Raw genomic sequence first — 14,137 nt, forward strand, 5'->3', positions numbered from 1 at the left:
ATTTGGCCCGCACTCTCTTTCAGGCTTAGTTAATCTAAGGTACTCTATGCTCTGGCATATTTAACTTAGAAGTTTGTAAACAGTGGCATGGTAGATAAAAACAATAACGACACAATCAAAACACAGAAAAAGCCCACTCGTACCTCGCCTAAAACGTCTCGTACAAAAAGTAGTTCAGCTAAAAATAATAAGGCTAAAAAGGCTGTGCCACAATCTCGTTTTGGGGCATTTAAACAACGTGTACTGCAAGCTTGTTGGCGACTTTTTTATAAAGGGTGTTTAGCTCTTTTGGTTATCGTAAGTTTTTATGTGATTTACCTTGACGCAAAAATCACTCGCCAGTTTGAAGGCAGTAAGTGGCAGCTGCCAGTACAAGTTTACGCGCGTGCTATGAATTTTTATCCCGAACAGTTTTTATCAGAAAAAGAGGTGCTGTGGGAGCTTAAACGTCTTAACTATTCTCAAGTGAATCATATTAGCCGCACGGGGCAGTATGTGCTGCAAGGGCGCACTATTAAAATACATCGCCGGGCATTTGAGTTTTATAATGGCGCGCAGTCAGGGCAAATATTTACCTTAAATTTTGCAGGGAAGCGCTTAGCGAGTATTGTTGATAACAGTGGCAGACGTATTGAGCAAGCACGTTTGGAGCCTGTTCAAATAGCACGAATTGGCAACGAGTCAAAACAAGATAGAGAGTTTTTACCGCTAGATAAGTTCCCAAATATGCTAAAACAAGCACTTCTGGTAGTTGAAGATAGAGAGTTCTACAATCATCACGGAGTTTCTGGCTGGTCTATTTTACGGGCCTTATACACTAACCTAAAAGCTGGCCGCACCGTGCAAGGTGGCAGTACATTAACCCAACAATTAGCAAAAAACTTTTATTTAACGCGGGAGCGTTCACTGGTTAGGAAAATCAATGAAGCCTTTATTGCTTTGATATTAGATTATCGTTATAGCAAAGAGGAAATTTTAGAAGCATATCTAAATGAAGTGTACATGGGACAAGCCTATAACCAAGGTGTTCATGGAATGGGACTCGCTGCCGAGTTCTATTTTGCCAAGCCCGTTGATGAACTTGAATTTGATCAAATTGCGATGTTGGTTGCGATGGTTAAAGGGCCCTCTTATTACAATCCAAGGCGTTACCCAGAGCGTGTGCAAGAGCGCAGAGATTTAGTGTTACGTCTGCTGGCAGAGCAAGGTCATATTTCTAGTAAAGAGCTGCGTCAATCATTGGTGCGACCAATTACAATCCAGCCCTTAAATAAAGGTCGCCAGCAAAGTTACCCTGGTTACTTAGAGCTGGTTGATAGAGAGCTGAAAAGCTTATTGACCAATCAAGAGATTATTAATGCTGGGGTACGCATATTTACTTACTTTGATTTGCAAAAACAGGCGGCTATGGAAAAAGCGGTGAGCAAAGGGCTACCCTATTTAGAACGACGCTTTAAGGCCAATAACCTAGAAGCCGCGATGATCTCTGTGAATGTTGAAAAGGGTGGGGTATCCGCTTTAGTCGCAGGCAGAGATGTGCGCTACAGTGGTTTTAATCGAGTTTTAGATACCAAGCGCAACATAGGCTCTTTAGTTAAACCAGCAGTGTATTTAACCGCATTAGAGAAACCACAGTATCATTTAGGTACATTACTTGAAGATGGGCCACTGCAAGTGACCGATGAATCTGGGGATGTTTGGCGTCCAGAGAACTTTGACCACAAATTTCGAGGCATATTACCTCTTTATCAGGCGTTTAGTAAGAGTATTAATATACCTGCTGTAAACTTAGGGCTTGATGTGGGGGTACATAATGTCGCTTCGACACTGAAGAAATTAGGTATTGAGTCGCACATTAATCAATATCCATCATTGCTGCTAGGTGCCTTAGAGCTCTCAAGTTATGAGGTAGCACAAATGTATACGACGTTAGCTGCAAATGGTGTTTATAGACGACTTACTACTATCTCTGCGATGACCAATGCCACAGGTAAAGTATTGTATGAGCAAGATGTAATAAATCGTGAGCGCTTTGGTGAACAGGCCAGTTATATGACCAAGTTTGGGTTAAAAAAAGTGACTAAAGAAGGCACTGCAAAACGCTTAAATCAGCATTTTCCGTCAATCCAATTAGCCGGCAAAACAGGCACTAGTAATGACTTGAGAGATAGCTGGTTTGCAGGCTTTGACCACAATACAGTAACGGTCACATGGTTAGGTAGAGATGATAACAAATCTACGGGGTTAACAGGTGCCAGTGGTGCGCTTGAGCTTTACATTCGTTACTTAAAGCCTCTTAACCCACAAGCGATAGCAGATAAACGCCCGTCGAGTATTCGTTGGGCATTTGTCAATACATTAACAGGTAAACAAGCACCACCAGGGTGCGGAAAAGTGATTCAATTACCTATGCGTACGAGTGAGTTTAAACCCCGACCATCATGTGATTAGTCTACGTTTTAAATTGACTCATCGCTGCTTGCAGGTGTTGAGCCATAGTAGCGAGTTTGTGTGCATCTTCTTCAGTTGCTACTGCAGAGCTTAGCGTATGCTCTGCAAGGCTATTTATCTCGCCTGCATCACTAAGAGCTTGTTGCGTCGCTTGAGTTTGCTGTTGTACAAGTTGTGCAATATGAGCACCTTGTTCATCAATGTTAACCATGCTTTGTTGTGCTAACTGAAGGACTTGGTTAGTTTGCTCTGCAGCACTCACCCCTTGTTCCATTTTTTCAACACTGCTGCGCATTTTTGTTTGCGTATCGTTAGATGCATTTTGTAGCGAATTAATTATCGTATGTATTTCTTCAGTTTGTTGTTGTGTTCTTTTCGCTAACGTACGTACTTCATCTGCAACAACCGCAAAGCCACGGCCTTGCTCACCAGCACGTGCTGCTTCAATAGCGGCATTGAGTGCTAATAAGTTGGTTTGTTCGGCAATTTCGCTGATTGCGGCACTTACTTTACTGATGTTTTGGCTATCTTGGGCAAGTCTGTCTAATGCAATACGACTCTCTTCAAATTCTTTTTGTAATACGGTCATATGATTAGCAAGTTCGGTGGTGTTGTCTGAACTTTGCTTTACTTGTATCGCAGCTGTGCTTGCTAGTTCAGTGGCGTGTTGTGCTGAGCTTTCAACTGAATCAGCAACCTGAGCCATTTCACTGAGTGCACCATGAATGGTGCTGATTTTATGCTGCTGTTGATCGACATCACCGCGCGTATCTTGGCTAATTTGGCTGAGTTTAGCTGTTGCGCTGTCAAGGTCAACGCTGGTGGTACTTACTTCTTGTAGCAGTGCAATAAATGCGGTGAGCACTTTGTTATATTGTGCCACAATAATGGTCATTTCATCTTTGCCATTAGGGGTTGCTTTAGCGCGTAAATCTCCTTGAGCAGCCAGTGATGCTGCATCAGAAAAATTAGAAATACTGCCTACAACAACAAAATAAAACCCAAACATGAGATAAATGGCCAGTAGTAAACTCAGTGCTGAAGCAATAGCCACGCCATTTCTTATCCAAGTTTGCCTTGAAATCTTCTGTGCGAGCAATTGGTCCAGCAAAGGAGTTGCTTGAGCGATGAGTGTTGCAACGTCATTTATGACGGTTTGGTGAATTTGTTTGAATTGTGAATTTGAAAGCTGTAATTGATCAGGGTCTAACAAATTCTGCTTAATGCTACTTTGGTAACGAGTTAGGCTCGATTGTAAGCGCATAATCGGTTGTTGCAACTGACTTTTGGTTTGTGAATTATTACTCATTGCGACATTTAGCTTGGTATGAAGCTGCTGATAAAAAGTCAGAAGTACTTTATTGAGATTAGATAAGGCAATAAAACTATCGGGTGTAAATTGACCTTGGCTGATAACTAAAGAGGCTTGTTCAGCTAACATATTTATTTGCTCAACCAAACGTGGTGTTGACTCTACTAAGGCACGGTTAATATAAGAGCGAGTGAGGTCATCATCAATGGCCAGCTTCGATTGAATAGACACTTGCTCTATAACTGAGTCTTGTTCACTGATCCGATAATTCGATTTTCGAGCAATTGCATGATTATTACTCTCTTGCATCTGCATCATGTTTTCAAGCAAGCGCGGATAAAGATTCAATCCTTGCTGTTGTTGCGCACTAATATTGATTGAGTGAGACAAAATATTGGTGAGAAAAAATAAACTTAAGCTAAGTGGTACTAGCAGAATACCAAACACTAAAGTGATTTTTGTTTTGTATTTTAGGTTTGCCATGAGTTGTATTGCAGGCGAACAGAAAGCTTTTAGTCCATGCATAGGGTTCATATTCTTTTTAAGTTAGAGTGATATAGACCTGTTAAAAGATAATATTAGTTCAATATTTTTAAATTTGTTCAAAGCTAAGCAATAGATGTGTGAGGAAAGTTGAAAAGTGCAGCCAGCAGAGGGTACCAGCTGCAATGAATTACCAATTATAACTTTGCAAAAGCGCGCTTAGCTGCAGAAATAGTGTGATCAATATCTTGCTGAGTATGCATGGTACTCACAAAGCCAGCTTCAAATGCTGAAGGAGCAAGGTAAACACCTTCTTCAAGCATTAGGTGAAAGAACTGCTTAAAACGTTCTAAATCACACTCGGTAGCTTGTTGAAAGCTATTTACACTGTCGGCGTTGGTAAAGAAAAACCCGAACATGCCGCCTGCATAATTTGTAGTCAGTGCAATGCCTGCTTCATCCGCAGCTTGTTGCAACCCGGCACATAGGGCTTGGCTTTTTGCTTCTAATTGTTGATGCAGTTCAGGCTCACTGAGTAATTCTAAAGCTTTAAGGCCTGCTGCCATAGCAATTGGATTACCTGATAAAGTACCCGCTTGATATACAGGGCCAACAGGCGCGATGTAATCCATGATTTCTTGTTTACCACCAAAGGCACCAACAGGCATACCACCACCAATTACTTTACCTAAGCATGTTAAGTCTGGGGTAATATTGTAATATTGCTGCGCGCCACCTAGTGCAACTCTAAAGCCGGTCATGACTTCGTCAAAAATTAGCACTGCATCATGTTCGTCACATACGCTGCGCAACCCTTCTAAAAAGCCCGCGTTTGGTGGAATACAGTTCATATTGCCAGCGACTGGCTCAACAATAATACAAGCTATTTCGTTTTTATATTGCTCAAATATAGCTTTAACTTCATCTAAGTTATTAAATGATACTGTTAGCGTATGTTTTGCAAAATCGGCAGGAATGCCTGGTGAATTTGGCACACCCATTGTAAGTGCGCCAGAGCCGGCTTTGACTAACAAAGAGTCGGCATGGCCATGGTAGCAGCCTTCAAATTTTAATATTTTATCACGGCCCGTATAACCTCGCGCTAAGCGAATTGCACTCATGGTTGCTTCAGTGCCAGAGCTAACCATGCGTACTTTTTCAATTGAAGGCATAAGCTCTTTGACTTTTTCAGCCATTAAAATTTCAGTTTCAGTTGGCGCGCCATAGCTAAGACCGTTTTCTACTGCGGCTAATACGGCTTGTTTAATTTGCGGATGATTGTGGCCTAAAATCATTGGCCCCCAAGAGCCAACGTAATCAATGTATTTATTGCCGTCGGCATCAAAGGTGTAAGGGCCTTGTGCTTTAGTGATAAATAGCGGCGTGCCACCCACACCATTAAACGCACGAACAGGAGAGTTCACACCACCAGGGATTGAAGCTTGGGCGCGAGCGAATAAATCTTGGCTAATTGTCATGGTAATTCCTATCTATTAACTGTTTCGTTTGCGGCTAAACCAAGGCACATCAGCATCGTACTTTTCAACTTGGTTTTCGACTCCTAGAGTCAATGCAAACAATGCCATACGAATAAGTACGCCGTTTTGGACTTGGCGGAATATGGCTAGGTTATCGTTGTTATTTAAATCGTTATCTAATTCATTGGCATCAAGACGGCTGTCTCTAGGCAATGGATGCATTAATACTGAACTAGGCTTACAGTGGGCGTTATAAATGGCTTGACTTATCCGAAAGCCACCGCGATATTTGTTTGCTTCTTCTTGTGATGGAAAGCGCTCTTCTTGAATACGGGTTTGGTAAACAATATCAGCAGCTAGATTACCTTCCATTTGTGAGACCAGTTCAATTTTATGACCTGCATTACTAACGCTGTCCAAAATGTAATCTGGCATTTGTAAGCCATCTGGCGCGACCATGCTAAAACGAATGTTTTTGTAATGACATAGCAACTTTGAGAGAGAGTGGACTGTTCGGCCATATTTTAAGTCACCAACAAGGGCAATGTGCATGCCATCGATGTCTTGTTTAAAACGAGCAAGTTCACGCTCTATGGTTAATAGGTCTAATAAGGCTTGGGTAGGGTGCTCATTTGGTCCATCACCGCCATTAATAACGGGTACATCTGAGCCTGTAGCAAATTCACTAACAGACCCCGCATCAGGGTGGCGCATAGCAACTGCATCAGCATAGGCAGAAATTACCCGAGCAGTATCATACAAAGACTCACCTTTTGCCAACGCAGAACTTTGCATGCCAGTGGTCTCTCGTACTATGCCACCTAGTAGGTTAAATGCCGTTCCAAAGCTAACTCGGGTACGTGTGCTGGGTTCAAAAAATAAATTTGCTAGGATGGCGCCTTCGAGCACACGAGTTCGTTTGTGCTTTTTTGCATAGGGCTCCATTTTTTTGGCAACGGCAAAAATATGCTCAATTGCTTCTCTGTCTAGTTGGTTGACAGAAAGAATGTTTTCACCTTGGAAACTTAACATGAGGCGGTTCCTAATCACAACTTAACAATGGGTCACGCTCAATGGGTAACCCAACCTTAGTAACGCGCACAAAACATCGCGGTTATTTGGCGCGCTATTATAACATAGTTATAGATTAGGTTTGAGTGTTGCGAGCATTACTATGACTAATAAAAGTATGACCGGGAACTCATTATAAAATCGGTAAAAGCGGTGGCTTTTTGTATTACGGTCGTGCTTAAAGTCATTGAGTAACTTAAAGCAGTAGCCATGATATGCGTACAGGATAATTACTAAGGTTAATTTATAGTGCAGCCACATACTATGACGAAACCACTCTCTGCCGTACTCATAAATGGTGAGTACGCCAAATACCAGTGTGAACAATGCAAAGGGAGTGACAAAAAACAGTAGACGTCGTTCCATAATTTTTAGCATGGCGCTACAGGGTTTTTCTTCGGTCATCGCATGATAAACAAACAGACGGGGCAGGTAAAAAATCCCAGCAAACCAGGCAATCATAAAAAAGATATGCAGTGCTTTATAAATCAGTAGTGCGCTCATTGACGTTCTCGTTAAAGTAAGCTGTTACGAATAGTTAAAATATGGCGAATTTGATCCCACCTAAGTAGGCCCATAATTTGCTGATCATCTTTTTGGCTGTAAACATACACTGCGCCGCTACGTTTGTCCTTTAAAATATCAAAAGCATCTGAAAGTGTTGCTTGGCTACTGAGTCCTTGCAAAGGGATATAAGAAATCGTCATGCTTTGGTCGCTCATTAAGTTCAAATCATATTCAGCGAGGCGATAACCATTGTCCTTATCATGTACTATCAGAGGCGTTTGGCTGTTCACCGCTGCTAGAGTTTCTTTTATTTGTTCTTTATCGCTTGAATAAATTAATTTAAAGTTTTCATCCATTTCTTCCATTATGCCGACTTTTTGTAGCGCTTCACTAGCAGGAGATACTTGATAAGGAAGACCTTGAAAATCTAATTGTTGTAAGAAAATAGAACGATTACCAAACACTTGCAGGGCAGTGATGTAAGCCGCAGAGATAACCAGCATAGCAGGAACAATGATTTTAGGGTTTGATGTTAACTCCATCACAGCAGTTAAAGCAGCAAGAGGTGCATGCAGTGTTGCTGCTAGTAAACCGGCCATTCCAAGGACCCCATAGGTACCACTGACATCTAATCCCGGAGTAATAAACTGTGCAAAGAATGACATGAGGGTGCCCATAACAACCCCTAAACCTATGACAGGGCCAATGAGCCCACCAGGAATACCTAATCCAATTGCAAACAAGGTGGCTAATAATTTTGCAATTAACACCGTTGTAAGTAACTGCATATTTTCAGGTGAGTCTACCGCAAGACGAATAGCACTCATACCAGAGCCCATCGCTTCGGGAACCATGAAGCCTATGAGGCCTGCAATGAGTCCAGCTAGCATTAAGCGGGGGAACATATTTACTGACTTAAAGGTTTTTATAATGAGCATCAAATTTTGATTAAAGCTAAAAGCGACAGCGCCTAAAACTACACCGCATAGGATGAGGTACGGGTAGTGCCAGAAGCTTAACGGTGTAATGCTTATTAGGGCAAGTTCACTATCATGGCCAAAAACAAATTGTGTGGCAAGGGCTCCGGTGACCGCAGCAAGCATGATTGGCACAAAAATGTGGATTTTATACTCTCTAAGTACAACTTCCATAACAAAAATAACAGCTGCAAGTGGTGTGTTAAATGAAGCAGCAATACCTGCAGCTACTCCGCAACCAGCTAATGTTCTGGCTGAATTAAGCGGCAGGTGAAGGCGATGAGCTAAAATACTTGCTCCAGTTGCACCCATATGCACAGAGGGCCCTTCTCGGCCTACAGAAAAGCCACAAATTAATGCGACTGCGCCGCCAAAAAACTGATTCGCACTATTCCAAATTGGCATTTTCCCGTAGTGGTGTTTAATTCGGTGAATGACAAAGGGGATCCCTAAACGATAGTGTTTAAAGCCGGTTAAATCTGCGAATACAGCAATTAGCAGAGCGCCCAGAACAGGCAAAATAACGCGTTGATATTCAACTAGGGTAGAAAAGTCCTCAGAGGTTTGTAAAAACAACCCTTGTACATGTACGATAGTAAGACGAAAGAGGATAATCAAAATTGCTGCCAATAATCCCGCAACAACACCCAATAGGCACAATTGAACTGACGTTTTTGGTTTGGCAAGTCGACGCCTTAAAGTATCCAGCGACATGTTTGAATTCCAAGTCATAATAAGGACTTAAGTTTATCAAAAAAATGTCATAGCGTCCTTGCTAAGTAAATAATTAATTCTGTTTTTTTGGTTTAACCATAAGCCGTGCATAGGTGAATATCTATACTTGATTAAAATACTCGGGTATTAGATAATCGTGCTATAAAATGTACAAGGGTCGAGTGATAATGTCTGAACAGTTACCTATTCAATTTAGTGATGCAGCAGCAAATCGAGTAAAAGAACTGATTGAGGAAGAAGAAAATCCGGAGCTAAAGTTGCGTGTTTATGTAACTGGTGGTGGCTGCTCTGGTTTTCAATATGGTTTTACTTTTGATGAAAAAGCGAATCCAGGCGATTTAGAGATTGTAAAAAATGGTGTGACCATGGTGGTTGACCCAATGAGCATTCAATATCTCCTAGATGGTGTGGTTGATTATACAGAGGGTTTAGAGGGCGCTCGCTTTTTTGTGAATAACCCAAATGCAACAACAACCTGTGGCTGTGGCGCTAGTTTTAGCGTGTAACAGCGATTTATGAATAAAGCCACTTATTACAGTGGCTTTTTTTATGCCTGATGAGTGACTTGAATCATTAGGGCAAAGAAACCTAGTACAAAAGTACTGAATGCCAAAATATATAAGAAACCTTTCTTTCCTTTTTTGATGGGTACTCCATTAGTGCGTAAAAAGCAATACCAAGCAAAGCACAGTAAAATTGGTAATAAAAATAGCAATCTGATCATATATATTCAGCCTAGATTAGTGTTGATCTGTTAATGTTAGACATAAGTGCATAACTTTTAAAGAAAATAATTTATTATTAAAAGTGGTACATTTTATAAAATATTTGTTAAAGTTATGGGGCTTTATCACTGCAATAAAAATTTTTAAATATATAAAGTTTTAATTAGGTGTTAAAAGAATTATAGTCTATACCTAATTGGGTACATAGGGACAAAGCGGGTTATTAACTCTGTTGTTATGCTATACAATATAGTATTTCAAATGAGACGGGCACATTTCATTTGAAATTTTTTATTAAAATCATCTAGTAGGAGATGTTTAATATGATGGGAAAAACGGTTTCCTCTGAAGAAAACGGTAAGCTAACAAAATGGCTTAAGTCTAAGCGTCACGAGAAAGGCCATACAATGCGCAGCCTTGCACAGGTTTTGGGTACTCCGCATTCTTTTATTGGAAAAATTGAAAACCAAGAGCGTCGTTTAGATGTGATTGAGTTTTTACGCTACTGTGAAGCACTTGAGGTTGACCCATATGAGGGACTTCACTTGCTAAAAGATGAGTAGTAAAGCTCTTTGATACAGTAAGGTGCAGGGATTTGCACCTAGATCTTACCTCCAAAGCACTTTATATAACCCTTTAGTAACATATCTAGATATCGCCTAGTTATTTCTACCATGATATGCATCTTCAATCGCATAAAGTTTATGGCGGATCAGGAATAAAAAAGCCAAAGATGGAATAACCATTACAGCAGTTAGAGCAAAAAATAATGCCCAGTTGCCGGCAAACCAATCATCTATCACCACGCCACTGTAACTTGATAGTACCGTACGGCCTAAACTACTTAAAGAAGCCAGTAATGCGTAGTGAGTGGCACTAAACGCTCTATCACACAACATTGAGATGAAAGCAACCATAGCAACGAGTGACCAAGCCTGAGTAAAGCCATCAACAATAATAGCGATAGCATAGAGAGATTCTTTTGGTCCAGCAATTGCTATCCATGAAAACATCAAATTAGATGCAGCCATAGCAACACCACTGACAAATAAACCTTTGACGATGCCATAACGGTGGTTAAATATGCTGCCTAAAAAGGCAAAGATAATGGTAATAACGCCCGTGCCTAACTTAGAGTACTGTGCAATTTGACTATTACTGAAACCAATCTCTTTATAAAAAACAATAGACATCCGGGCTAAAAAGGATTCGCCTATTTTGAATAAAAACACAAAAGCTAATAATGCTAGCGCGGTTTTAACGCCATTTTTTCTAAAAAAACTTCTAAAAGGCTCGATTAGTGTAACGGCTAACCATGCACTCAGTTGGTTGATTTTACCAGGCGCTAAGTTAGCAAGTTTGTTTTGATAGTCTCGTTCAAGCTGTGCTTGTACTACTTCTCTGTTGGACTTAGGTTCTTTTGCTATTAGTGTCACCACTAAAAGTGCCAACATAATGCCAGCGAGAATAATATATATGTAAGGCCAATCAAAATTAGGTAAATCAGCCAAAAAGAAAGGCATTGCGCCTAGTAAAGCGTAGCCGGTCCACCATCCTGAGGTTGCCATCGCCGCTGCTGCCGTGGCCTTTTCACTTTCCTCTTCTGGTAAAGAGTCAATACGAAATGCATCTATCGCAATATCATGTGTTGCTGATGAAATTGCGATTAAAAAACACAGTAATGCCGCTAAAAATAGTTGCTCTTTGAGGATAATGGTCGACATTGATAATGCCGCTCCAGCGGTAATTACTTGACATAAGGCTATCCAGCTACGCCTTTGTCCAAGTAACTTACCAATAATTGGGAGCTTGATCCTATCAAGTAGTGGCGACCATAAAAAGTTAATGGTGTAGGCCGCAAATACAATACCAAATAGGCCAATCATACTGCGGCTCAGCCCTTCATCTTTTAACCAAGCCGACATAACTGAACCAATGAGTACCCAGGGGAAGCCACTACTGATCCCCAACATAAAAATAGTGACTAAGCGTTTATCTTTATAATATCCCAGATATTCGCGTAAACTTGCCTTGAGGATCATAAACTTCCTTGGGGATTATAAAGGTTGTGGTTCTAACATGCTGACATCAAAAATAATCACTGGTGTTTTAGGGATAAAGGTATAGCCTAATTTGCCGTTATAGCCGGTTTCGACTTGCATTATTTTATCTAAAGTTTCATACCCTTCTACCACACTGCCAAATACTGCAAAGCCCCAATCTCGACCAGGGTTTAAATGGTCATTGTCATTCATATTAAAAAAGAATTGACGGGTGCCAGAGTGGGGTTTGTTGTCTTGGTAGGCCATGGCTACCGAGTACATATCATTTTTCAAACCGTTACCACTTTCATTAAAAATGGGCGCGCGTTCAAACATGCCGTCATACTCTTTGTCGTAACCCCCACCTTGGATCACAAAATCCGTTTCATTGGCTTCGTCTCTTTCTACTCGATGAAATACAGAGCCTTTGTAATCGCCGTTTATGACGTAAGTCAGGAAGTTATTTGCTGTTAGGGGCGCACGTGAACGATCAAGCTCGATGATGATATCACCAAGGCTAGTGACCATTTTTACCCTTGGGAAAAGGTTATCCTTTTGGGTGAAACGACCGTCTTTGTTAGCTGTAAAGCCCGATACAGAAAACAATAAGCACGATAAAAAAACGATGATATTTTTCATTATGATCCCTGCAAAAATTTAATTAATTCTTTATCTGACACAATGCGAGTGATCAACATTTCAGTCAAGTCATTAAGTTGCCCTTCAACTTTAGCTTGTTCATGTTTGAGTGGCCCATTGAGTTGCGCTTTAGCACTATAACTTTTCTCAAAGCGTCGTGTGCCTTGAATAACTTCTACGCTGAATTTTGCCTGAGCATGACTTTGGTGCTTTGTGAGTGATTCAGTGACTTGGGCTGCAAACTCGTTAATATGTAAAATAACTTGGCTACGTGCCACAGTATTAATTTTCGCGCCATTAGTTTGCAATGCTTGGCGTAGTGTCGCTCCAACCGTCTTAGGTAGTGCAGCGTCAGGTAAATAAAGCGCAGGTTCTTGATCTAATACCCGAATTGTAAAATTGCTCACTCGATTGTCTTCAACGTTCAGTTGAATTGGCACGTTGAATTGACTAATTTTCCCCGAGGAATAAACAGGGCTGAGAATGACAGATTTGGGCGCGCTTGCACAACCCGTAAGTAAAACGATAAATAATGTGGTCAATAACTTCATTGTTTAACCTCTTAGCATTGAACTCAAAACAGTAAATTTTTTATTATTGCCAATGACTTTACAGTTACCAAATAAGCGATTGAGCTTATCTTGGTACTCAAGGTGGCGGTTACCTATAATTCTAAGCTCTCCTCCTTTTTTCAACACTTGTTTAGCTTGTACAAACATTTGCCATGCGATGTGATCGGTTATTGCTTGTGCTTGGTGAAATGGAGGGTTACATAACACTAAATCAGCTGAACCAGCGGTGAAGTCACTAAGGCAGTCGTTTTGTACAAACTGACATCGTTCTAGTGCGTCAGGTAAATTTAGAGTGATATTTTCTTTGGCACTGGCGACGGCCATTGCTGATTCATCAACAAAGGTGAAGTGTGCGTTGGGCATTTTATCTAAACTTATTAATCCAATTACACCGTTACCACATCCCAAGTCTATTACTTTGAGCGGTTTTTTACCTTGTGGCAGGTAATTCATAAAAAAGCGTGCGCCAATATCTAATGAATCACGAGAAAATACATTGGCATGATTGGTTAAAGTAAACTCGGTTTTTTCTAGTGGCCAAGATACTGGAAATTTACTTTCTACCGGCTTTGAAGTTGTTTCGCTAAAAATAAGGCGCGCTTTTTTTACAGCTAAACTGGTTGTTGGCTCACATAAAAAGTGGTTAAAGCTTTTGAGTGTAGAGGTATGTACCTCTTTTACTTTGCCGCCTGCAATAACTTTTACCTCACTTGGGAGGTTGCTAAGTAACGCCAATTGATGTGCTAAAAAACCTGCATTTTTTGGTATTTTAATTAATACCAAATCAATATCATGTGGATATTCGCTGAGGCTATCTAAATAAGTCACTGCGCTATCATCAATTTGGTTATTTGCCAAATTATACTTACATGCTTGATGAGAAACGTATGAGTCATTAACATTAGTTATGTGCCGCTCGCTCAGAGCCATGGTTTTTAAAGCACATGTCAAAGCACCAAAGTTATCATTGAGTACCAAGATACGAACAGCTTGGTTATGATGTTCAAGGACATAATCGATGAGGTATTCGTCGGCCGCATCCCATGCTTGCAGGCTTCGGTTTTTTTGCTCTAAAGGAAAACGGTGTAATGTAAGCTCGTGGCCACCTAATAACGCATCAGTTGTCATATGTATTGTGTAACATG

At 40.8% G+C, this 14,137-nt stretch carries 12 protein-coding genes; 3 read left to right on the forward strand and 9 right to left on the reverse strand.

What is annotated here, in order from left to right; genetic code table 11:
• Positions 1-87 precede the first annotated feature (87 nt).
• The gene (gene mrcB, locus SANK73390_RS14910; protein WP_462766864.1) at positions 88-2,451 is read left to right on the forward strand and encodes a penicillin-binding protein 1B; all 2,364 of its coding nucleotides are present in this window, start codon (positions 88-90) and stop codon (positions 2,449-2,451) included.
• A gap of 1 nt (position 2,452) precedes the next feature.
• Here mrcB and SANK73390_RS14915 read toward each other — a convergent pair whose 3' ends face one another.
• The 5 genes from SANK73390_RS14915 to SANK73390_RS14935 all read right to left on the reverse strand — a co-directional run bounded on the left by SANK73390_RS14915 (position 2,453) and on the right by SANK73390_RS14935 (position 8,993).
• Positions 2,453-4,288, reverse strand: a complete 1,836-nt coding sequence (locus SANK73390_RS14915; RefSeq protein WP_462766865.1) for a methyl-accepting chemotaxis protein — start codon at positions 4,286-4,288, stop codon at positions 2,453-2,455.
• Between the two features lie 155 nt (positions 4,289-4,443).
• Positions 4,444-5,724, reverse strand: a complete 1,281-nt coding sequence (gene hemL, locus SANK73390_RS14920; protein ID WP_462766867.1) for a glutamate-1-semialdehyde 2,1-aminomutase — start codon at positions 5,722-5,724, stop codon at positions 4,444-4,446.
• A 15-nt stretch (positions 5,725-5,739) separates the two neighbouring features.
• On the reverse strand, positions 5,740-6,756 hold the full coding sequence (locus tag SANK73390_RS14925; RefSeq protein WP_261591684.1) for an aspartate carbamoyltransferase: 1,017 nt from the start codon (positions 6,754-6,756) through the stop codon (positions 5,740-5,742).
• A 108-nt stretch (positions 6,757-6,864) separates the two neighbouring features.
• A complete protein-coding gene (locus SANK73390_RS14930; protein ID WP_462766869.1) occupies positions 6,865-7,299 on the reverse strand; it encodes a CopD family protein in 435 nt (144 codons plus the stop codon).
• 11 nt (positions 7,300-7,310) lie between these two features.
• Entirely contained in the window at positions 7,311-8,993 is a 1,683-nt protein-coding gene (locus SANK73390_RS14935; RefSeq protein WP_462766870.1) for a chloride channel protein, read from the reverse strand.
• A 188-nt stretch (positions 8,994-9,181) separates the two neighbouring features.
• Between SANK73390_RS14935 and erpA the strand changes: the two genes are divergently transcribed.
• On the forward strand, positions 9,182-9,520 hold the full coding sequence (gene erpA / locus SANK73390_RS14940; protein WP_261591687.1) for an iron-sulfur cluster insertion protein ErpA: 339 nt from the start codon (positions 9,182-9,184) through the stop codon (positions 9,518-9,520).
• A 542-nt stretch (positions 9,521-10,062) separates the two neighbouring features.
• A complete protein-coding gene (locus SANK73390_RS14945; RefSeq protein WP_462766873.1) occupies positions 10,063-10,302 on the forward strand; it encodes a helix-turn-helix domain-containing protein in 240 nt (79 codons plus the stop codon).
• Positions 10,303-10,398: 96 nt separating this feature from the next.
• Here the strand turns inward: SANK73390_RS14945 and SANK73390_RS14950 are convergent, their stop codons facing one another.
• From SANK73390_RS14950 to SANK73390_RS14965, 4 genes are read right to left on the reverse strand one after another with little or no spacing between them, the layout of a single operon-like run.
• Positions 10,399-11,781 carry an AmpG family muropeptide MFS transporter gene (locus SANK73390_RS14950; RefSeq protein ID WP_462766874.1) on the reverse strand — a complete coding sequence of 461 codons (1,383 nt, stop codon included), beginning with the start codon at positions 11,779-11,781 and terminating at the stop codon, positions 10,399-10,401.
• Positions 11,782-11,796: 15 nt separating this feature from the next.
• Positions 11,797-12,420 (reverse strand): peptidylprolyl isomerase, encoded by a 624-nt coding sequence (locus SANK73390_RS14955; RefSeq protein WP_462766876.1) that lies wholly within the window; start codon positions 12,418-12,420, stop codon positions 11,797-11,799.
• Positions 12,420-12,971 carry a YajG family lipoprotein gene (locus tag SANK73390_RS14960; RefSeq protein WP_462766878.1) on the reverse strand — a complete coding sequence of 184 codons (552 nt, stop codon included), beginning with the start codon at positions 12,969-12,971 and terminating at the stop codon, positions 12,420-12,422. The genes SANK73390_RS14955 and SANK73390_RS14960 overlap by 1 nt, the downstream gene beginning before the upstream one ends.
• A gap of 3 nt (positions 12,972-12,974) precedes the next feature.
• Positions 12,975-14,120, reverse strand: a complete 1,146-nt coding sequence (locus tag SANK73390_RS14965) for a methyltransferase (protein ID WP_462766879.1) — start codon at positions 14,118-14,120, stop codon at positions 12,975-12,977.
• Positions 14,121-14,137: the final 17 nt, after the last annotated feature.

Source organism: Pseudoalteromonas sp. SANK 73390 (assembly GCF_054966645.1).